The 21,571-nt window shown below is 41.7% G+C and carries 18 protein-coding genes, 8 tRNA genes and 1 pseudogene; 8 read left to right on the forward strand and 19 right to left on the reverse strand.

The features are described from left to right. Positions 1-30: 30 nt before the first annotated feature. Genes lnt through miaB form a run of 5 tightly spaced genes read right to left on the reverse strand, consistent with a single transcriptional unit; the run spans position 31 to position 5,490 of the window. A complete protein-coding gene (gene lnt, locus PSH41_RS15475) occupies positions 31-1,575 on the reverse strand; it encodes an apolipoprotein N-acyltransferase (RefSeq protein WP_273589861.1) in 1,545 nt (514 codons plus the stop codon). After that, the gene (gene corC / locus PSH41_RS15480) at positions 1,556-2,440 is read right to left on the reverse strand and encodes a CNNM family magnesium/cobalt transport protein CorC (protein ID WP_004589463.1); all 885 of its coding nucleotides are present in this window, start codon (positions 2,438-2,440) and stop codon (positions 1,556-1,558) included. Before corC ends, lnt begins: the two co-directional genes overlap by 20 nt. A 22-nt stretch (positions 2,441-2,462) precedes the next feature. Continuing rightward, positions 2,463-2,921 (reverse strand): rRNA maturation RNase YbeY, encoded by a 459-nt coding sequence (ybeY, locus tag PSH41_RS15485; RefSeq protein WP_024033864.1) that lies wholly within the window; start codon positions 2,919-2,921, stop codon positions 2,463-2,465. 4 nt (positions 2,922-2,925) lie between these two features. After that, entirely contained in the window at positions 2,926-3,984 is a 1,059-nt protein-coding gene (locus PSH41_RS15490; protein WP_273589860.1) for a PhoH family protein, read from the reverse strand. A 57-nt stretch (positions 3,985-4,041) separates the two neighbouring features. Beyond that, a complete protein-coding gene (miaB, locus tag PSH41_RS15495; protein WP_029774570.1) occupies positions 4,042-5,490 on the reverse strand; it encodes a tRNA (N6-isopentenyl adenosine(37)-C2)-methylthiotransferase MiaB in 1,449 nt (482 codons plus the stop codon). A gap of 244 nt (positions 5,491-5,734) precedes the next feature. Here miaB and PSH41_RS15500 point away from each other — a divergent pair, with 244 nt between their 5' ends. Together PSH41_RS15500 and PSH41_RS15505 are read left to right on the forward strand one after the other, a co-directional pair. Next, positions 5,735-6,916, forward strand: a complete 1,182-nt coding sequence (locus PSH41_RS15500) for an FAD-dependent monooxygenase (protein ID WP_273610353.1) — start codon at positions 5,735-5,737, stop codon at positions 6,914-6,916. Between the two features lie 156 nt (positions 6,917-7,072). Next, positions 7,073-8,662 (forward strand): putative bifunctional diguanylate cyclase/phosphodiesterase, encoded by a 1,590-nt coding sequence (locus tag PSH41_RS15505; protein ID WP_273589858.1) that lies wholly within the window; start codon positions 7,073-7,075, stop codon positions 8,660-8,662. 4 nt (positions 8,663-8,666) lie between these two features. On the opposite strand, the gene PSH41_RS15510 is transcribed toward PSH41_RS15505, so the two are convergent. The 14 genes from PSH41_RS15510 to lolB form a co-directional block, all read right to left on the reverse strand. Further along, positions 8,667-8,741: transfer RNA gene (locus PSH41_RS15510), tRNA-Gln, on the reverse strand. A 39-nt stretch (positions 8,742-8,780) separates the two neighbouring features. Then, positions 8,781-8,865: transfer RNA gene (locus tag PSH41_RS15515), tRNA-Leu, on the reverse strand. Between the two features lie 123 nt (positions 8,866-8,988). Further along, positions 8,989-9,063 (reverse strand) — tRNA-Gln (locus PSH41_RS15520). A 40-nt stretch (positions 9,064-9,103) separates the two neighbouring features. After that, positions 9,104-9,188: transfer RNA gene (locus tag PSH41_RS15525), tRNA-Leu, on the reverse strand. Between the two features lie 92 nt (positions 9,189-9,280). Beyond that, positions 9,281-9,357 (reverse strand) — tRNA-Met (locus PSH41_RS15530). Between the two features lie 5 nt (positions 9,358-9,362). Beyond that, a tRNA-Gln gene (locus tag PSH41_RS15535) sits at positions 9,363-9,437 on the reverse strand. A gap of 37 nt (positions 9,438-9,474) precedes the next feature. Further along, a tRNA-Leu gene (locus PSH41_RS15540) sits at positions 9,475-9,559 on the reverse strand. A 67-nt stretch (positions 9,560-9,626) separates the two neighbouring features. Beyond that, positions 9,627-9,703, reverse strand: a tRNA-Met gene (locus PSH41_RS15545). Positions 9,704-10,450: 747 nt separating this feature from the next. Continuing rightward, positions 10,451-11,542, reverse strand: a complete 1,092-nt coding sequence (gene ychF / locus PSH41_RS15550; protein ID WP_004588829.1) for a redox-regulated ATPase YchF — start codon at positions 11,540-11,542, stop codon at positions 10,451-10,453. 33 nt (positions 11,543-11,575) lie between these two features. Then, positions 11,576-12,160, reverse strand: a complete 585-nt coding sequence (pth, locus tag PSH41_RS15555) for an aminoacyl-tRNA hydrolase (protein WP_024033868.1) — start codon at positions 12,158-12,160, stop codon at positions 11,576-11,578. An 18-nt stretch (positions 12,161-12,178) separates the two neighbouring features. After that, entirely contained in the window at positions 12,179-12,793 is a 615-nt protein-coding gene (locus PSH41_RS15560) for a 50S ribosomal protein L25/general stress protein Ctc (protein ID WP_004588831.1), read from the reverse strand. Positions 12,794-12,944: 151 nt separating this feature from the next. Continuing rightward, positions 12,945-13,892 (reverse strand): ribose-phosphate pyrophosphokinase, encoded by a 948-nt coding sequence (locus PSH41_RS15565; protein WP_004588832.1) that lies wholly within the window; start codon positions 13,890-13,892, stop codon positions 12,945-12,947. A gap of 90 nt (positions 13,893-13,982) precedes the next feature. After that, complete coding sequence (gene ispE / locus PSH41_RS15570; RefSeq protein WP_064384843.1) at positions 13,983-14,840, reverse strand: 4-(cytidine 5'-diphospho)-2-C-methyl-D-erythritol kinase; 858 nt, start codon at positions 14,838-14,840, stop codon at positions 13,983-13,985. A 2-nt stretch (positions 14,841-14,842) separates the two neighbouring features. Next, the gene (gene lolB / locus PSH41_RS15575; protein WP_126007650.1) at positions 14,843-15,430 is read right to left on the reverse strand and encodes a lipoprotein insertase outer membrane protein LolB; all 588 of its coding nucleotides are present in this window, start codon (positions 15,428-15,430) and stop codon (positions 14,843-14,845) included. A gap of 83 nt (positions 15,431-15,513) precedes the next feature. On the opposite strand from lolB, the gene hemA reads away from it, so the two are divergent. From hemA to PSH41_RS15605, 6 genes and pseudogenes are all read left to right on the forward strand, one after another. After that, positions 15,514-16,770: a glutamyl-tRNA reductase gene (gene hemA, locus PSH41_RS15580; protein WP_004588835.1), complete on the forward strand. Its 1,257-nt coding sequence runs from the start codon at positions 15,514-15,516 to the stop codon at positions 16,768-16,770. A 7-nt stretch (positions 16,771-16,777) separates the two neighbouring features. After that, complete coding sequence (gene prfA, locus PSH41_RS15585) at positions 16,778-17,863, forward strand: peptide chain release factor 1 (protein ID WP_004588836.1); 1,086 nt, start codon at positions 16,778-16,780, stop codon at positions 17,861-17,863. 2 nt (positions 17,864-17,865) lie between these two features. After that, entirely contained in the window at positions 17,866-18,705 is an 840-nt protein-coding gene (gene prmC, locus PSH41_RS15590; RefSeq protein WP_248534271.1) for a peptide chain release factor N(5)-glutamine methyltransferase, read from the forward strand. Between the two features lie 57 nt (positions 18,706-18,762). Then, positions 18,763-19,704: pseudogene (locus tag PSH41_RS15595) on the forward strand (DUF3369 domain-containing protein); the annotation flags it as partial. 314 nt (positions 19,705-20,018) lie between these two features. Continuing rightward, the gene (locus PSH41_RS15600; protein ID WP_024034187.1) at positions 20,019-20,393 is read left to right on the forward strand and encodes a SirB2 family protein; all 375 of its coding nucleotides are present in this window, start codon (positions 20,019-20,021) and stop codon (positions 20,391-20,393) included. 341 nt (positions 20,394-20,734) lie between these two features. Continuing rightward, positions 20,735-21,562 (forward strand): tetratricopeptide repeat protein, encoded by an 828-nt coding sequence (locus tag PSH41_RS15605; RefSeq protein WP_004588840.1) that lies wholly within the window; start codon positions 20,735-20,737, stop codon positions 21,560-21,562. The last annotated feature ends 9 nt before the right edge of the window (positions 21,563-21,571 follow it).

Raw genomic sequence — 21,571 nt, forward strand, 5'->3', positions numbered from 1 at the left:
AGCTGAACTTCAACAGCTATCTGTATTAAACTATTTCCTTAACCCAACCCCACCAATCCCCAGCAACAACACAAATCCCCATACAAACACATTGCCGTATTGGCTGTACACGCTGTCGCCTTGTATAAGTTTTATATCGGCTTTCATGGTCGCAGCTTCAAACTGTGGCATGGTTTGTTGTGTGTGGCTTATTGGGTCGTATACGGCGCTTACGCCATTGTTGGTAACACGTACCAGCGGGCGTTGTAACTCTAATGCGCGCATGCGGGCTATTTGCATGTGTTGTAATGGCCCAATTGAATCACCAAACCACGCGTCGTTACTTACGGTAAACAGTAAGTCAGAGTCGCTTTGGTAATTACCGCGTACTAAATCGGCAAATACTATTTCGTAGCAAATGGCAGGTAGCAGATTAAATCCATTGGCGCGTAGGTTGTTTTGCACTCTATCGCCACGGGTAAACGATGACATAGGTAAATCAAACAATGGCGCTATAGGGCGCAGTATATCCTGAAATGGTACAAATTCGCCGATAGGTAACAACTGGTGCTTACGGTAGCGGTTTTTGTCTAGGTAGCGATAATGGCCGTGCTCGTCGTTGTGCTCTTTATTACCTACCACAATAAGGGTGTTGTAAATGGTTTTGGTGTCGAGCTGGTAGTCAACAATACCGGTAACTAATGCGGTTTTATTAAACGAGGCCGCGCTGTCTAAATTGGCTAAGTATGTGTCGGCAAGGGCTTCTATTTCGGGCACTGCGGCTTCGGGCCATACCACTAGGTCGGCATCCCAATGTGGGCGTGTTAGGTCTTGGTACTTGCTCATGGTGGTCCAAAACTCACGGGGTTCAAAGCGCAGGTGTTGTTTAATATTACCTTGTACCAATAAGGTCGACATTTCTTTGCCAGAGTAGTGATTATTACCGGTATTTAATGCGCCAATAACAAGTAACGCTAAAGCGGCTGCGCTTATTAATGGGGTTTTAAAATCTTTTTGGGTGAGCCTGTAAAGGGCAAAACCAATGCCAACACAGGTAAGCGTTAAGCCAAATTCGCCAATATAAGGCGCAAGCAGCCTAAGCGGGCCATCTGTTTGTGTATAGCCAAAACTTAGCCATGGAAAGCCGGTCAGTAAGTGTCCACGTAAGTATTCACTAATGGCTATAGTGGCAATTAGAAGTGCCCCCATGCTTTTAGGGCCACTTGCAAAGCGAGTTGCAGCCCAAAACGCGAGTGCTGGAAACAGGGCTAAATATGAGCACAGTAAAGCCATTAACGAGAGCGATGCTATAAGCGGCATTCCGCCAAAGGTGGCAATAGATACATGCACCCAGCTAATACCCGCGCCAAACCAACCTAAGCCAAATATAAAGCCATATTTAGCAGCGCTTTTTGCATGCGTTTTACCTGTGTTGTTTGGGTTAATACAAAAAATAATGGCGGCAATGCTAAAAAATGCGATGGGCCAAATTTGGTAAGGGGCGTAGCCAAAAGTTAAAATAAGGCCCGCAACCAGTGCGAGCCATGCTTTTTTATCTTTTACTAACAGGGTGAGTTTAGTTAGTAGTTTCTTCACTGTCGTTTTCATCAACCTTAGGAACGGTGACTTGCAGTTGTAAAATACGACGGTTATCAGAATTAGTTACTTTAAACTGATAGTCGTCAATTTCAATTGTTTCGCCGCGACTTGGCATATGGCCAAATGCGTGTAGTACCGTGCCGCCAATGGTGTCGGCTTCATCGGTGCTGTAACCTGTTTTAAAGTACTCGTTAAAGTCATCTACAGGGGTGAGCGCTTGTACTACGTATACATGCTTAGCAAGTTGGCGAATATCTTGTTGATCTTCTTCTTCGTCGTGTTCATCTTCGATTTCGCCGACAATTATTTCAAGAATATCTTCAATGGTGACAAGTCCCGATACACCGCCGTATTCGTCAATGACAATAGCCATGTGGTAGCGTTGCTGACGAAATTCATTTAGTAGGGTGTCTACGCGTTTGCTTTCTGGCACTACCATGGCTGGGCGTAAATATTCGCGCAGTGAGGGTAGGTGCTCATCTTTATTTAAAATAAGCGGCAGCAAGTCTTTTGCGAGCAAAATACCTTCAACGTGGTCTTTGTCTTCACACACCACCGGAAAACGCGAGTGGGTGGAGTCGACCATCATGGGGATCAAATCTTCAAGGGGGCTGTCGACCTCAAGTGTGACCATTTGTGAGCGCGGGATCATTATATCGCGCACTTTAAGCTTGGATACACCAAGCACACCTTCGATCATTTCTTTGGTTTCAGGGTCGATTACGTCACGCTCTTGCGCGTCGGCAATTACTTCAACCAGCTCTTCTCTATTCTGGGGTTCCCCTTGCAACATTTGGGCTATGCGGCCCATCCACGTTTTGCCAGAAGAACCCTGGCTAGATTGCGAGTTATCGTCGCTCATTGCGTCTAAATGCTCCGTTAATTTAAATTTCGTCCCGGTATGGGTCAGCTATGTTTAGCTCTGCAAGTAATTGCTTTTCTATGCTTTCCATCTCAAAAGCGTCTTCACTCTTTATATGGTCAAATCCAAGTAAATGCAAGCATCCATGAATAACCATATGGGCAAAGTGGTCATGAAATGACTTTTCTTGCTCGATTGCCTCAGCCAATACAATGGCTGGGCAAATTATTAAATCACCTACTAATGGCAAATCAATGCCTGGCGGTGCTTCAAATTCGAACGACAACACGTTGGTTGGTTTATTCTTACCACGGTAGTCGTTGTTTAATTGTTGTGATTGGGCTTCATCGCTTATAACGATGCTCAGCTCCGACTCATCACGAAACTTGCTCAGGGCTTTATCGGCCCACAGTGCAAATTGTTCTTCGCTCGGGAGGTTGTCAAACTCACACGCTATTTGTAAATCTAATTCGGTGCTCACGGTATTACTCTTTAGTAGAAGGCGGCTGTTGAGCGGCAAGTTGCTCTTTGGCTTTTTGATTTTCTATCCGCTTTAGTCGCTCGCTTTCGTCATTGCGCTCGTAGGCTTCGACAATACGGCCAACAACAGGGTGGCGAACAATGTCGTGCGATTGGAAAAAGTTAAAGCTAATTTCTTCAACATCGCTAAGTACTTCTATTGCATGACGAAGGCCTGAGCGCGCACCGCGTGGTAAATCGACTTGTGTTATATCGCCCGTTATTACTGCTTTAGAGTTAAAGCCTATACGGGTTAAAAACATTTTCATTTGCTCGGCGGTGGTATTTTGGCTTTCATCTAAAATAATAAACGCATCATTTAGTGTACGGCCACGCATGTAAGCAAGTGGGGCAATTTCAATAATGTGTTTTTCAATAAGTTTTTCTACTTTTTCAAAGCCAAGCATTTCAAATAGCGCATCGTAAAGAGGGCGTAGGTATGGGTCTACCTTTTGGCTTAAATCGCCTGGTAAAAAGCCCAGTTTTTCACCGGCTTCTACCGCTGGGCGGGTAAGTAATATACGACGTATTTCTTGGCGCTCTAAGGCATCTACTGCGGCTGCAACTGCTAGGTATGTTTTACCTGTACCGGCAGGGCCAATCCCAAAGGTAATGTCGTGATGCAAAATATTAGCAACATACAAACCTTGGTTGTCGTTACGCGGTTTAATTACGCCACGGCGGGTTTTAATAAACATTTCTTTGCCGTACGCACTTTGCGGCACTTCTTGTTCTAGGGCTTTTGATTCGGTAATGGCTAAATGTACGTTGTCGGGCTCTATTTCACCAATTTCGCCACGAACAGGTTGAGTATCAACATAAAGGTTTTTTAAAATGTCTACGGCCGCGGCACTTGAGTGCAGTTTACCTGTTACTTTAAAAAAGTTGTCGCGGTGGATTATTTCAACACCTAGGCGGCGTTCAATTTGTTTGATGTTTTCGTCAAACGGGCCACATAAAGAAGAAAGGCGTTTGTTGTCGGCAGGTTCTAAATAAATCTCTAATGTTTTTAACTGATTACTCAAAATTACTTCCTATTCGGGTGCGCCAGTAAGGGTTACTGGCGCAATGAATTTATACAACTACGGTACGAAAGTAGCTACGCCAATTTCGTTGGTTGTATCGATTTTTGGCTCAACGCTTGCAGCTTTTGTTAAAATAGCTGAAGGAGCAATATCACGACGTAAGTTCATTTCTGATTCTGTACGAATTAAATCGCCACGTAAAGAGTTTGGTAACGCTTCGGTAATACGTACATCAACAAACTGGCCGATCACTGTGTGTGGGCCAACAAAGTTAACTACACGGTTGTTTTCGGTGCGGCCACGTAATTCCATTGGGTTCTTTTTAGAAGGCCCCTCAACTAAAATACGTTGCTCTGTATCAAACATTTGGCGGCTAATTTGTTGTGCCATTTGCGTAATACGGTTTTGTAGTAGGTATAAGCGTTCTTTTTTCTCTTGCTCTGATACGTCATCAGGTAAGTCGGCGGCAGGCGTCCCTGGACGCGCACTGTAAATAAAGCTAAAGCTCATATCAAAGCCAATGTCGTTAATTAGGTTCATTGTGGCTTCAAAGTCTGTTTTGCTTTCACCTGGGAAACCAATAATGAAGTCTGACGACATGCTTAAGTTAGGGCGAATTTTACGCAGCTTACGTATTGTTGATTTGTACTCAAGCGCTGTATGGCCGCGTTTCATTAAATTAAGAATACGGTCTGAACCACTTTGCACAGGTAGGTGTAAGTGATCAACAAGCTCTGGTACATCAGCGTACGCATCAATAATATCTGGCGTAAACTCTACCGGGTGCGAGGTGGTGTAACGAATACGATCAATGCCATCAATCGCTGCTACGTAACGGATTAAATCTGAGAAGTAACAAATTTCGCCATCGTGTGTTTCACCGCGGTATGCATTTACGTTTTGACCAAGCAGATTTACTTCACGTACGCCTTGCTCAGCAAGTTGCGCAACTTCTAATAATACGTCATCTAATGGGCGGCTAACTTCTTCACCACGGGTGTAAGGTACAACACAAAAAGTACAGTACTTAGAACAACCTTCCATTATTGATACAAATGCAGACGGGCCTTCTGCTTTTGGCTCTGGTAAACGGTCAAACTTTTCAATTTCTGGGAACGAAATATCAACCACCGATGAGCCTTTGTCGCCTTGCACTTGTTTAATCATTTCTGGTAAACGGTGCAATGTTTGTGGGCCAAAAATAACATCAACAAACGGTGCGCGCTGGCGAATAGAGTCACCTTCTTGTGAGGCAACACAACCACCTACACCAATAATTAAATCTGGCTTGTCGTCTTTTAATAACTTCCAGCGACCTAATTGGTGAAATACTTTTTCTTGCGCTTTTTCACGAATTGAACAGGTGTTAAGTAAAATAACGTCGGCGTCTGCTGCTTCTTCCGTTAGCTGGTAGCCGTTGGTTGCATCTAAAAGATCAGCCATCTTCTGAGAGTCGTACTCGTTCATCTGACAACCCCAAGTTTTGATATGCAGCTTTTTGCTCATTGAAATATAGCCTCGTGTTCAATTCGGTAGTGGCACAAAAATGTGCTTAAAACGGGATTAAGGAGCAAGGTTGCTCACTTAAAGGACGCGTATTTTAGCTGGATACCCGCCCAGATCCAAGTATAGTTTTCATGTTTGTGATCTCAAATCAATACACAGGCAGTTTAATAGCGTGATAGTTATATACTCTCGCACTAATGCGGCGAGTTACGGTACAATCAAAACAGTTTCACGTATTAACCAAATGATGAAAAACATGACTCAAAACAAAGTGATTGTTGTAGGCGCTGGGATGGTCGGTGCGGCCATGGCCATAAAGCTTGCACAGCAAGGAAAGTCAGTACAAATAATAGAAAAAAAACTGATTAACGCCGACGCCATTTTAGCAAGTGATCAGGTAGATATACGGGTATCGGCTATTAACCGTTTTTCAGAAAACCTGCTGGACGAGCTAGGGGCTATGCCTATTTTAAGGCAAAACCGATTAGCACCTTACACGCAGTTAGAAGCATTTGAGCGCGGTGGCGACAACCTATTATTTGATTGCGCTGATATTAATACTTCGCACTTAGGTCATTTAATTGAAAACAATTTAATACAAGCAAGCCTTTGGCAGCAGTTTGCACATTATAATATTGAGGTTATTGAACAATCAGCACCTTTAAGTGTTATTGAGCAAGACACAACGTCAATCACCCTTATTTATGGCGATACCCGTTACACTGCTGATTTAGTTATTGCAGCCGATGGCGGGCAATCGCAGCTACGTGCAAAGGCAAATATTGGTGTAACAGGGTGGCAGTATCAGCAGCACTGCATGGGCGTACTAATAAAGCTAGATGCGCCGCAGCAAGTAAAAACGTGGCAACAATTTACCCCTACAGGCCCGTTAGCCTTTTTACCTATGCAGGCGCCATACGCTAATTTAATTTGGTACGACAGCGCTAATACCTTACAAAACTTTAAAGGGTTAACGGCTGAGCAAATTAAAGCGCATGTTTTAAATAAGTTTCCGCTTCTTGCAGGGGATTTTGAGGTGCAAAACCATGCGGTATTTCCGCTTACCCGTCAGCATGCAAATAATTACTCTAATGGGCGTTTGGTGTTAGTGGGCGATGCGGCTCACACAATTAACCCACTGGCCGGGCAAGGCGTTAATTTAGGCTTTCAAGATGTGGTAGCACTCGCACAGGCACTTGAAGATGCTGATGATATAGGTTGTCCGCTAAAACTAAAAGAATACGAGCGAAGCCGCCGTAAAGCCAACCTATTAATGATGAGCATGATGGATGCGTGTTACTTTGGTTTTTCTAATCAAATTACGCCACTAAAATGGGCACGCAGCCAGTTTTTAAAAATGGCTAACAATACCGGTCCTTTAAAAAACTGGGTATTAAAATACGCCATTAGTGGGGAGCTTAATTAAATCCGCTTAAGTGATTGGCTAAATTAATAAATGCACAGCCAGTCACTCCCTTTCTTATGCCACTTGGGCAACTGCATAGTTGTCACTATTAATTTATTCCGTTATTGCGTTTTTTTGCCATACTCAAACTACTAACCAATTAAAAGTTGTGTGTTTGTGGATAATTTTTTTATTTTTATACTCATTGTCGGCGCTTTGCTACTAACGCTGAGCATTGTGCCAACAATAAAAATTTGTAAAAAAACTAACCGTGTTTCGTGGATTTTGCTACTGGCGCTTATTTTTAGCTTTATAGTGGGCTATTGGTATGTACTTTATTATTTTGTAAATAACGATATAGCCGGATTTATTGCTATGAGCGTATCGCTAATTTTATTTGGCGGCGGCGCTTTTGTTTATTTAGTTATTCAGCTTAGTTATAAAAGTATTTTAAAAATAGACCGCTTTGCAAAACGTCAACGAACCCTTGCCGAAAACGACAGCTTAACTGGCCTCCCTAATCGAAAAAAGTTTTTTCAGGTGCTTAACAAACAAGTTAAATACGAGCCTTCGTTTTATTTAATGCTTATAGATTTAAACCGCTTTAAATCGATTAATGACTCATACGGCAATAAAGTAGGGGATATGTTGTTAAGCATTTTTTCAAAAACACTCAGCCATAATATTGTGGGAATAGCCAAGCTGTACCGTTTAGGCGGCGATGAATTTGCACTTATTGTTGATAACTCAGCCAATGAGGCAATTAACTTATGTATTGAAGCAATAAAAAAATCAACTAAACACCCATTTCATATTTACGAGCATAGCTTACGTGTACACGTGACTGTGGGAATAACAACCTTTGCGAATCACTCGTCGCACGCTAATGAGCTATTAAAGCAAGCAGACTTAGCACTGCATGAGGCTAAAGACACACAGCAACTGTATGTACATTACTTTGAGGCGCTGAGCACCCGAGCAAATGAGCTTTCAAATATGACCTCACGTATTAAGCACGCCATTAAAAACCACGAATTTGAGCTTTATTTACAGCCTATTTTTGATGCCAGAGCCGATGAAGTACATGGTGCAGAGGCATTAATACGCTGGCCGCAAAGTGATGGCTCTTTTATTAGCCCTGAGGTGTTTATTGGCATTGCCGAGCAAAGTGGGTTGATATTAAATATTTCTAAATGGGTGCTACTAGAAACAATAAAGCATTTAAAGGAGTTAAAAGCAGCTGGGTTTATAGGTTCGTTGCATGTAAACCTTTCTACTAAAGATTTAGAAAGCCCGGAATTTTATGAGTTTGTTGAAGAACTAGTAAAGCATGACCCAACGTTAAGCGACGCAATTATTTTTGAAATAACCGAATGCGCCATGATGACAAACCTAGAAGCCGCTCGCACGATGATGCAAAAACTAAATAGCAGAGGGTTTGAATTTAGTGTAGATGATTTTGGTACTGGTTTTTCTTCTTTGGTATTACTGCGAGAATTACCAATAAGCCAAATAAAAATAGATCAGTCATTTATAAAAGACATGCTGACTCAAATAGCAGATTATGCGATTGTTGAATCGACATTGTTTTTAGCGACGCGACTTAATTGTAAAGTGGTGGCAGAGGGAATAGAAGATAACGATCTTAAACAAACATTAACGCTAATGGATTGTGATTATTTGCAAGGGTATTATTTTAGCAAGCCATTAAACATTAATGAGTTTATACACAAATATGCTAATGAGGAAGAGTACAGGATAATATAGAAATTGGCTGGGATACCAGGATTTGAACCTGGGAATGCCAGGATCAAAACCTGGTGCCTTACCGCTTGGCGATATCCCAACGCTAAATTTGGAATAGTTTTAGTTCTAGATAAGAACATGGTGCGGAAGGAGAGACTTGAACTCTCACATCCTAAGATACTGGAACCTAAATCCAGCGCGTCTACCAATTCCGCCACTCCCGCATTTTACATACACAGGTGTTAATGTATTGGAACCTAAATCCAGCGTCTAATTCAAGACAACTGCTAATTCCGATACTCCCGCATATTGTCATTCTTTATAGCAATTTCTTTGGTAGAAGAAATTGGCTGGGATACCAGGATTTGAACCTGGGAATGCCAGGATCAAAACCTGGTGCCTTACCGCTTGGCGATATCCCAACAAAGAATTAGCTGATTATTTTAGTTCTTATCGAGAACATGGTGCGGAAGGAGAGACTTGAACTCTCACATCCTAAGATACTGGAACCTAAATCCAGCGCGTCTACCAATTCCGCCACTCCCGCATTTTCACTTTGAATAATCAAAGAAAGGTAGTTATTTTAAACTCTTCATTGAGCTGCAATTTAACTCTTGCAGAGCCACTTCTAAAAAGAAATGGTGGCTAAGACGGGATTTGAACCTGTGACCCCATCATTATGAGTGATGTGCTCTAACCAGCTGAGCTACTTAGCCATTGTTGGCTGGGATACCAGGATTTGAACCTGGGAATGCCAGGATCAAAACCTGGTGCCTTACCGCTTGGCGATATCCCAACAGAAAACAATTGATAGTTTAGTTCATATCAGAACATGGTGCGGAAGGAGAGACTTGAACTCTCACATCCTAAGATACTGGAACCTAAATCCAGCGCGTCTACCAATTCCGCCACTCCCGCATTTTCACTTTGAATAATCAAAGGGAGGTAGTTATTTTAAACTCTTCATTGAGCAACAAAAGAAAAATGGTGGCTAAGACGGGATTTGAACCTGTGACCCCATCATTATGAGTGATGTGCTCTAACCAGCTGAGCTACTTAGCCATCTCTTTTGTTATCACTTCATCGCTGAGTGCGGGGCGTATTATGCTGATATGACCCAAATCCGTCAACACCTTTTTTGCAAAAAAACACTTAACAGGGTTTGTTTGCAGGAAAATTAAGCTAAGAGGCTAAATTTTAATAAATTTGCTGTTTTTTTAACTGTAAATCAACTGTCAAAGTACACTAAGTGATAACAACTTAAAACCGTTAATATAAAAACTGCTGAGTATTTATGCAGTCGCTTTGTGATCAAGTTGTATTAAAACCGAGTTTATTGAGTATTTTAGCTATTGAATGAAGCTATGATACTTAACAACCAGGCTATGTAATCATTTTAAGTCGCCATAACGTGCGCTAGTTGCGTTAAAAATTACATATTAATCACCGCGTGGAGGCAGTTGGTAGGGCAATTTGCTTATTACTGATGCGTATTTCTTACGTTAAATAAAGTATTTAACTTAGCTCGTTATTATAATACCAATTCGTAATAATACTTATATCATTTTGTGGGATTAAACGTGTCGCTATCTGTGTTAAAAAATTCTCATTCAGAACAACTAAATAGCGAATTTTCCCAGCTATCAACAGGTTTTTCTATCCCCAAAATAGATCGCTTAATTATGCTAATTGCTATAAAAAGCCAAAAGTAATTAAGGCTATTTGTCTTTTGGGATAAAACTTATTTAGATAAAGGCATAAAAAAACCCGCATTAAGCGGGCTTTTATAAACAGATTGTTTAGGCGTAATTATACGTTGAACAAGAAGTTCATTACATCGCCATCTTTAACAATGTACTCTTTACCTTCTTGACGCATTTTACCGGCTTCTTTAGCGCCACCTTCGCCATTAAACGCAATGTAGTCGTCATAAGCAATGGTTTGTGCGCGAATAAAGCCACGTTCAAAGTCGGTGTGAATTTTACCAGCCGCTTGCGGCGCAGTTGCACCTACTGGAATAGTCCACGCGCGTACTTCTTTTACACCTGCTGTGAAGTAGGTTTGTAAATGCAATAGCTCGTAACCACCGCGAATAACACGGTTTAGGCCTGGTTCTTCTAAACCTAGGTCTGCCATAAATTCAAGCTTGTCTTCTTCATCTAGTTCAGAAAGCTCAGATTCGATTGCAGCACACACCGGAATTACTACAGCATCTTCAGACTCTGCAATAGCACGTACACGGTCAAGGTGTGGGTTATTTTCAAAGCCATCTTCAGCTACGTTAGCAATGTACATAGTAGGCTTAATAGTTAAGAAGTTAATTGAGCTAATTGCTGCTTTTTCTTCTTTAGTAAGCTCTAAAGAGCGAAGTGTTAACCCTTCGTCTAAGTGTACTTTAACTTTTTCAAGTACTGCATTTTGCTCTTTAGCGTCTTTATCGCCGCCTTTCGCTTTTTTAGCGTTACGGAAAATTGCTTTATCAGCGCTGTCCATATCGGCAAGTACTAATTCGGTATTGATAACGTCAATATCGTCAGCAGGGTCAATAGTACCTGCAACGTGAATTACGTTTTCGTCTTCAAAACAGCGAACTACATGGCCAATTGCATCCGTTTCACGAATGTTTGCTAAAAATTGGTTTCCTAAACCTTCACCTTTTGATGCGCCTTTTACTAAACCAGCAATATCAACAAATTCCATACTGGTAGGTAGAATACGTTGAGGATTTACAATTTTTGCTAGCTCGTCTAAGCGAGGATCGGGTACCGGTACTACACCTGTGTTAGGTTCGATGGTACAAAAAGGAAAGTTAGCGGCTTCAATACCCGCTTTAGTTAGTGCATTAAAAAGCGTTGATTTACCAACATTAGGCAAGCCAACGATGCCACATTTAAAACCCATAGTAAGATACCTTGTTAAGATTCGTTTAAACGATTATGGTTTAAAAGAATGTAGTCTGTTTTGTGCTTTTAACACACCATCTTTTGCAAGTATTTCCATACAACGAACTGCTTCATCAACCGCTGCATCCATTTTTTCTTGGTCTTCTTTGGCTGCTTTTCCAAGCACCCAACCGGTAACCATTTCACGATGCCCTGGATGACCGATACCTATGCGTAAACGCATAAAATCTTTTTGGTTTGCCATTTTTGCAATAATGTCTTTTAAGCCATTATGACCGCCATGACCGCCACCTTTTTTAAGTTTGGCAACGCCTGGGTCTAAATCCATTTCGTCATGGGCAACAAGTATGTTTTCCACGGGGATTTTGAAAAAATTGGCTAAACTACCGACCGCTTTACCACTTAAGTTCATGTAGGTGGTGGGGATCAATAATTTGAATTCTTGGCCTTGGATGATCACTTTGCCAGTTAGGCCGTGATATTTAGGATCGTGTTTGAGCGTGCAGTTGTAGCGTGCTGCGAGTTCTTCAATGAACCAAGCACCTGCATTGTGGCGTGTGTTTGCGTATTCGGGGCCTGGATTAGCCAGGCCCACAAGCATTTGAATAGAATTCAAGGTGCAAGACCTTAAATATTATTCAGCAGCGTCTGAAGCTTCTTCTTCAGTAGGAGCTGCTTTGTTAGCTTTGATTGTAACTACTGACAGGTCGTGGCCTTCGCCTTTACCTAGTTCAACAGACTGAACACCTGAAGGAAGTTCAAGGTCAGAAATGTGAACTGAATCACCAACTACTAAATTAGAAACGTTAACTTCAACGAATTCTGGAAGTGCTTTAGGAAGACAAGAAATCTCAACTTCAGTTAACTGGTGAACAACAGTTGCGCCAGCTTTAGTAACTGCTTCTTCACCGATGAAGTGAAGAGGAACTTTAGTTACTAATTTGTGAGTTGCATCTACACGTTGGAAATCAAGGTGAGTGATTTTTGGCTTGAATGGGTGACGTTGAATATCTTTTAAGATAGCTTCAACAGACTCGCCGCCAACATTTAGCGTAAGAATGTGCGTGTAAAAACCTTCGCTTTCTTGTGCTTTGATCATGTCTTTATGAGCAAGAGTAAGCGATACCGCTTCTTTATCTGCACCGTAAAGGATAGCAGGTACTTTGTCTTCGCGACGTAGGCGGCGGCTCGCACCAGTACCAGTTTCTACGCGAAGTTCAGCGTTGTAAGTATAAGTTTCGTTAGACATAATGTCTCCAATAATTAAAAGTGTTAGGGCCTTTGCGACCAAGGTCCCTACCCAAAAGGCGCGCTATCATAACACCGCCCCCCGATAAAATAAACAACACATACAAAAAAAGCGCCAAAAGGCGCTTATATGTTCCAACGAATGTGTGATTTTAGTGTTCAAACATCGCTGAAATAGATTCTTCATTGCTGATGCGACGAATTGTTTCGGCTAACATGTCAGCAAGAGTTAGTACTTTTACTTTATCAAGCGCTTTTAATTCATCAGATAACGGAATTGAGTCAGTTACAATTACTTCATCAATTACTGAGTTACGAATGTTCTCTGCAGCTTTGCCAGATAAAATAGGGTGCGTTGCATAGGCAAATACGCGTTTAGCACCGTGTTCTTTAAGTGCTTCTGCGGCTTTACATAAAGTACCACCGGTATCAATCATATCATCTACGATAATACAGTCGCGGCCTTCAACATCACCAATAATATGCATTACTTGAGAAACGTTTGCTTGAGGGCGACGTTTATCAATAATAGCAAGGTCTGTGTCGTGAAGTAGTTTTGCAATAGCACGGGCACGTACTACACCACCAATATCTGGTGATACTACAACAACGTCTTCAAACTCACGCTCTTCCATATCTTCAAGTAATACAGGGCTACCAAATACGTTATCTACTGGTACGTCAAAGAAACCTTGTATTTGCTCAGCGTGTAAATCAACCGTAAGAACGCGGTCAACACCTACACTTGATAAGAAATCGGCAACAACTTTAGCGGTAATTGGAACGCGCGCAGAACGTACTCGACGGTCTTGACGTGCATAACCAAAATAAGGAATGACGGCAGTAATACGACCTGCTGATGCACGACGTAGAGCATCAACCATAACGATAAGTTCCATTAGGTTATCGTTAGTAGGGGCACAGGTTGATTGCAAGATAAAAACATCCGAGCCACGAACATTTTCATTTATTTGAACACTGATCTCACCGTCGCTAAAACGGCCAACAACAGCATCGCCTAATTCAATATACAAACGTTTTGCAACTTTTTGAGCTAACTCAGGTGTTGCGTTACCAGCGAAGAGCTTCATGTCAGGCACGGTAGGGTTCCTCAGGCACTGAATTTTTGGACTAACGGGTAAATAGGTAAAACCCACTACGCGTTAACTTATGATTACTTGTACGTTACTTCATTGATCGAATATGGCGGCAAGCTCCGTATGAGCAGGTGAGACATTTGCGCTAGAAGCAACAAAACCCTGCCAAGTATGGGGGAGGTTATCAAGTACATCTTGTGCTTGAACTTGGCTAGCAAATTCGACAAAACAACATGAACCTGTTCCGGTCATCTTCGACGGGGCGTATTTTAGCAACCACTGCAGGGTTTTTTCAACCTCGGGGCAGAGCTTTTTAACTAAAGGCTCACAATCGTTGGTTAATTTATGGGTTCGCCAATCACCTGAAATTTTTGGTGTATCGCGTTTTAAATCTGGGTGAGTGAATATTTTAGCGGTACTGACATGCTGATTAGGGTGCACAACGCAATACCATTTTTGTTCAAGCTCTACGTCAACCAATTGTTCGCCAATACCGTGTGCTATGGCGCTTTTACCACGAATAAATACCGGTACGTCGGCGCCTAATTGCAAGCCTAAGTTTGCTAATTCATCAATATCTAGTTGTGTATTCCACATTTTATTAAGTGCAAGTAACGTGGTGGCTGCATCAGATGAACCGCCTCCTACACCGCCACCCATAGGTAAACGTTTAGTGAGATTTATTTTTACACCTGATGAAATGCCACAGTGATTTTTAAGCAATAACGCGGCTTTATAGATGAGATTATCGCAATCTGCTATGCCTTTCGTATCACCCGTTATTAAAATAGTGGGCGCTTCGTTAACTGAAAAGTCGAGTGTGTCGCCAAAATTTAAAAAGGTAAATAAGGTTTCTAGTTCGTGATAACCGTCATCACGGCGCGCATTGATGTGTAAAAATAAGTTAAGTTTTGCCGGTGCAATGACCGAAAAAGCTGTTTTAGTATTCATACTTAATTAAATTGCCAATTGTAGAGTTGAATTTTGATTTTAATTTGCTGATGTTTTAGCGTGACATTGCCAGGAACCCAAAAGCCACCTTGCTGTTTATAGTTTGAATACGTTATTTGCCACTTTTTATTGCTGTTATCGTACCAAATAACTTGTTGTGCACGGCCAAGTTCGTCTACTTTTAATGTTTGCGACATTAACGTGCCTTTTAACCAGTTATCAGCGTTATCAACTGGCAGGTCAAAACCGGTTAAGCGTTTTAATAATAACGCGGCGTTAGTATCTGTGTATGTTTTATCGTCGTAATCAAGTACCGCACCTGTGCGGGTTTGTTTAAGCGACAATATACGAGTACCAATAAATGTAGTGAGCACTAAGTTGTTTTGTTTTTCGTCTTGTTGCCAATTTAAGTTTGCAGATTGGCGCTCATCAGGGCTTATAAACGCTAATTTACCTTGTGCTTGCCAGGTTTTTTGCGCTGCTAAGCGTGGTTTCCAATCATCGTAAAGCGTTGTTTTTGTATCAATTTGGTGGGCGCAGCCCGCTAAAAACAAAAAAAGAGTGAATAAAATTAAATAATGTCTAATCAAATGTTGTTCCTTACTTTCCATATTCCGCTGATTTTTGGTAAAATTGCCGCCTTTAAAGTAGGGCGCAGCAATATTTGGCAAATATGACCATCATAGCACTTGGTATAAATCACAAAACCGCATCCGTAGAATTACGTGAAAAAGTGGCTTTTTCGCCTGAGCAAATGTCTGAGGCGCTCCAGCAATTAAGCGGTCATGCCGACTTTAACGAAGCCGTTATTGTATCTACCTGTAACCGTACCGAAATCTATTGTAGCCTTGAGCAGTCAAATTCCCAAGCACTGCTAGCCTGGCTTGCCAGTTTCCATGGTTTGGATGAACACGAACTGAGCAAAAATATATATTGCCACCAAGGTGATGCAGCCATTAATCATTTAATGCGTGTTGCGTGCGGCTTAGATTCATTGGTATTGGGCGAGCCGCAAATTTTAGGGCAAATTAAGCAAGCTTATCATAGCGCCAAAACACACGATGCTGTAGGCGTTAAGTTTGACAGGTTGTTTCAAAAAACCTTTTCGGTAGCTAAGCAGGTCCGTACCGACACCGATATTGGTGCCAGTGCTGTGTCGGTGGCGTTTGCTGCGGTTAATTTAGCAAAACATATTTATGGCAAGCTTGATAAAACCAATGTGTTATTAATTGGTGCCGGCGAAACAATAGAGCTTGTAGCTAAACATTTATATCAAAATGAGCCGCAACAAATTACGGTTGCCAACAGAACCATTGAGCGTGCACGCGGTTTAGCGCAGGAAGTGTCGGCCGATGTGATTGCGCTGGCACAACTACCTGAGCGTTTACACAAAGCCGATATTGTTATTAGCTCAACCGCCAGTACGTTACCAATAATAGGTAAAGGGGTGGTGGAGCAAGCATTAAAACAGCGCCGCCATAAACCTATGCTGTTTATTGATATTGCCGTACCGCGCGATATAGAAAGCCAAGTAGGCGAGCTTGACGCAGCCTATTTATATTCCGTTGATGACTTACAAGCCATTGTAAGCGAGAATATGGCCGCGCGTGAACAGGCGGCGGAACAAGCACAATTAATAATAAGCGAGCGCGTAAAAGAATTTGAAATGTGGGTTCGCTCTCTCGATTCGGTTGATTTAATTCGCCACTACCGAAACGACGTACAAACCATTAAGTCAGAACTTGTTGAGCGGGCGGTTAGCCAGCTAAATACAGGTAAAGACGCAGAAAAAATTATATTAGAGTTGGCCAATAAATTAACCAACCGCTTAATGCACGCGCCTACCCGTGCAATTCAAGATGCGGCTAAAAAAGGTGAAGTGGCACAACTAACTCAGTTGAAAAAAATGTTAGGTATTGATCAGGAATAACAGTTAAATGAAAGAGTCTGTATATCGTAAATTAGAAACCTTAGTAGAGCGCTACGAAGAAGTACAAGCGCTACTGAGCGATCCGTCGGTCATTAGTGATCAAAACCGCTTTCGTGCTCTTTCAAAAGAATACTCTGAGCTTGAAGAAATTGTAAAAACATTTTTAGCATACCAACAAGCGCAAGACGATGTAGCGACTGCTGAAGAAATGTTAAAAGATTCAGACCCAGATATGCGTGAAATGGCGCAAGAAGAATACAAAGAAGCTAAAGCGCAAATTTTATCATTAGAAGATGAGCTACAAGTGCTTATGCTTCCTAAAGATCCTAAAGATAACAACAATGTATTTTTAGAAGTACGCGCGGGTACCGGTGGTGACGAAGCGGCTATTTTTGCAGGCGATTTATTTAGAATGTACAGCCGTTACGCCGAAACACAAAAATGGAAAGTTGAAGTGGTGAGCACCAACGAAGGTGAACACGGCGGCTACAAAGAAGTTATAGCAAACATTAGCGGTGAAGGTGTGTACGGTAAGCTTAAGTTTGAATCGGGCGCTCACCGTGTACAGCGTGTACCAGAGACTGAGTCGCAGGGGCGTGTACATACCTCTGCGTGTACGGTTGCAGTAATGGCCGAAATTCCTGAAGCAGAAGCCATTGAAATAAACACCGCCGATATAAAAGTAGATACATTTAGAGCCTCCGGCGCCGGTGGTCAGCACGTAAATAAAACCGACTCGGCAATTCGTATTACTCATATTCCAACGGGTGTTGTGGTTGAGTGTCAGGATGAGCGTTCGCAACATAAAAACCGCGCTAAAGCGATGTCGGTACTTGCCGCGCGTTTGCAGCAAGCCGAAGATGAAAAACGCCATGCGGCTGAGGCCTCTGAGCGTCGTAACTTAGTGGGTAGCGGCGATCGCTCTGAGCGTATTCGTACTTACAACTACCCGCAAGGGCGTATTACCGATCACCGTATTAATTTAACGCTTTATCGCTTAAACGAAGTGGTAACTGGCGATTTAGGCGCAATTATCGATCCATTAATGCAAGAGCATCAAGCTGATTTACTTGCCGCAATGGGCGATGAGTAATTGTGAGCCACACGCTTGAGCAGGCAATAGCGGTTGGTGCAACTAAACTTGCACCAACTAGCGACAGCGCTAAATTAGACGCACAAGTACTGCTGTTACATATTCTTCAAAAACCCCGCAGTTACTTATTTACCTGGCCAGATAACCTACTTAGCAGCGACGAACAGCGCCAATATGATGAATTTTGTGAACGGCGTTTAAATGGTGAACCCGTAGCGCATATTATTGGCCAGCGCGAATTTTGGAGCTTAGCGCTCGAGGTGAATGCAACGACGCTTATTCCTAGGCCTGATACCGAAACACTCGTTGAGCAAGCTTTAGCACTTACCGTGCCTGAGCAAGCAAAAGTGCTTGATTTAGGCACTGGCACCGGCGCTATTGCACTTGCACTTGGTAGTGAAATGCCAACATGGCAAATTACAGCAGTCGACAAAGTAGCAGATGCGGTGGCCTTAGCGACTCGGAATCAGCAGCGTTTAGCCATTAATAATGTGCAAGTTAAGCAAAGTAACTGGTTTAGCGCGCTGAAAAATGAGCAGTTTAATTTAATTGTGACCAACCCCCCGTACATTGAACACGACGATAAACATTTAAAAGAAGGGGATGTGCGCTTTGAACCTCTTTCTGCGTTAGTGGCCGATGAGGCAGGAATGGCTGATATAAAACAAATAATTACACAATCACGTGACTATTTGCTCCCTAGTGGCTATCTTTTAATAGAACATGGTTTTGAACAGGGTGAAGCTGTTCGGCATTTGTTTAAGCAAATGGCGTATATAAATATTAAAACAGTAAAAGACTTGGGAAATAACGATCGTGTAACGCTCGCACAGTGGCCTTAATTTGATAATAAACAGCCATGATTGTGTGTTCTATAAATGCATTAAGGAACCTTTAATATGATGGGTGATTTTTTATTTTCAGATGAGCCAGATGAGTTAGAAAGTGAAGTAGAGCTTGGCACTTGGAAAGTATTAATCGTTGATGACGAACCTGAAGTTCATGCTGTTACAAAGCTTGCGTTGAGTGATTTTGAATTTCAGAACAAACGTTTAGAATTTTTAAGCGCATACTCGGGCGCTGAAGCAAAAGAATTAATAAATGCGCACCCAGATGCCGCTATTGTACTGCTAGATGTGGTAATGGAAACAGATGACGCTGGGTTACAGGTTGCTAAATTTATTCGCGAAGAAGCTAATAATAATCATATTCGCATTATTTTAAGAACCGGTCAGCCTGGGCAGGCGCCTGAGCGCCAAGTCATTATTAATTACGATATTAACGACTATAAATCGAAAACAGAGCTGACAGCGCAAAAGCTGTTTACTGTGATTATGTCGAGCTTACGCTCGTATCGCGATATTATTTCTATAGAGCAATCTCGCGAAGGGCTTGAAAAAATTATTGTTGCCTCGCGCGATATATTTGCCACACGTTCAATAGAGCAGTTTATTGAAGGGGTGATGCAGCAACTTACTTCGTTATTAGGCATTGCCGATCAAGCGGTGTATGCCACTACGTTAGTGGCGCAGAATACGCAAGAAAATAGTAACGATAAGCTAATAGTACGCTCTGGTACGGGTGAGTTTGAGCAAAGCGAGGGTAAAGAGTTAGATGCTGTGCTGCAAAACGAGCAACTAGAGGCGTGTCATCAAGCACTTAAAGATAAAAGCATAATTTATAAAGATAACTATTTATTTGCTTATTGTAGCAGCGAGTACAATCACAATTCGATGTTATTTATATCGGGGATCCCTAAAAATATAACCGATACGCAACGTAATTTAATTGAGATTTTTTCGCAAAATGTACAACTAGCATTTGAGAACGTGCAACGACAACAACGTTAATCGTTACTATAAATTTAAAAAGCACATAGCCTTGCGACTATGTGCTTTTTAGTTTGTGAGGCATAATAGCCAAAGCAGTGCGTAGTACTTGGTATTATACCAAGCAGCAATAATACTTAATCATTTTGAGGGGGCTAAACGTGTTGCTATCAGCGTTAAAAAATTCTCATTTAGAACAACTAAATAGCAAATTTTTTGCCTAGCTATCAACACGTTTTTCCATCCTCAAAATAGATCACTTAATTAAGCGGAATGGTATTAAACGCACTTAACTAAATTTAACAAAACAAAAAGTACTGAGGCTTATGGATTATTTAGCAGTAAAACACTCACACATGGCAATTGCTATGCTAAGCGTTATCTTATTTTACATCCGCTCTTTTTCGCGTATGGGCAGTGGCAAGCTTGCCAAAAATAAACTGGTTTTTATTGGCAGTCACAGCATTGACACTTTATTACTTATTTCTGCAATAACATTGGTGTTCATGGCAAAAATAAACCCCTTTGAGCAACTATGGTTATTAGAAAAAATAGTGCTTGTAGTGATTTATATTGCGATAGGTATTATTAGTGCTAAACAAACTAATACGCTGCCAAAAATTATGTATGTGGTAGTTAACACGATTGTGATTTTAGCGATAGGGTATTTGGCAACGGCAAAATCGCCGCTACTTTTATAATACCTACTTTGTTGCAAGTTAAGTGTCGGTGCGTGTATATACTTTTTAAACACGCACTATACTTAAAGGCAAGGGACTTAAATACGCAAGGAGCTTAAACGTAAGGAGCTAATACTCTTAAGGAACTTAAACCCCCAAGGAACTTAAGTAACAGTTAACACAGTTAATACACCTCTGCACGTCTCATAGCCTTCACCATTTTTCAGCTAGGCTGGCCTACTCCTTTTACTATAAAGCACACCTCTGGGGTATAATTACGGGTGGGAGCTTCGCTGTATTGGTATCTATCCGTAAAATTAGGTAAACTACGCCTTCGTTTTTTAATAAATGTTGCAGTATTGATGACCACCCTCGGGTATGACGAACACGACGAATCTTATTTAGATGATGCATATGATGAATTTACTCCACCGCCACTTTATCGGTGTATTAATGCAGAGTCGAAATGGGACCCTCAAATAGATTTAGCGCCAACTTTTTCTGTATTAACTGACTTTGAGCAGCAGATCACTGCTATGTGCGCAAAGCAAAAAGACCCACACGATAGGTTAGAAGCCCTTCTTGATATTTTTTATAGCAAATGGCTATTTAGCGCCTCTGGGCTAAAGGTGCCAGAGCATAAAATAAATAGCTTAAGCTATACACTCACTATGCGCAGCGGCTCTATAACCACATTAGGTATTTTATTGAGCCATTTGCTTGAGCAAGCGCAATTAGATGCCAGTGTGTGTATTAACCAGGGTGATATTAGCGTGCATGTCGCAATAAGTGATGAAGAAGGCTACATTATTGAGCCTAGCAGTGGGCAACAAAGCTGGTACATCATTCCTGAAAATGCGGATGAAGAAAATGGCCAAGAGCAAGAGCCACTTGAACTTATTTATAACGATGAAGTTTATAAATTGTTTTTAGCGCAGCAAAAATGGTCGTTTATTAGCGAAAATAAATTTGGCCACGCGCTGGTATGTGTTGAGTTGCTAATGGAGCTATTAGGCGATGACCCGTACGAGAGACGCGACAGAGGTTACTTACTCAATCAGTTAGATTGTCCTAAAATGGCACGCGATGATTTACAGTTTTTTATTGATGAGTGCCCGGACGATCCGGCAATCGAGATTATTCAGCATCAACTAGAAGAACTTGAAGATAATAATAAAACACACCATTAAGAATAGGAA

The organism is Pseudoalteromonas sp. CST2 (assembly GCF_028599385.1).
Taxonomy (GTDB): Bacteria; Pseudomonadota; Gammaproteobacteria; order Enterobacterales; family Alteromonadaceae; genus Pseudoalteromonas; species Pseudoalteromonas atlantica.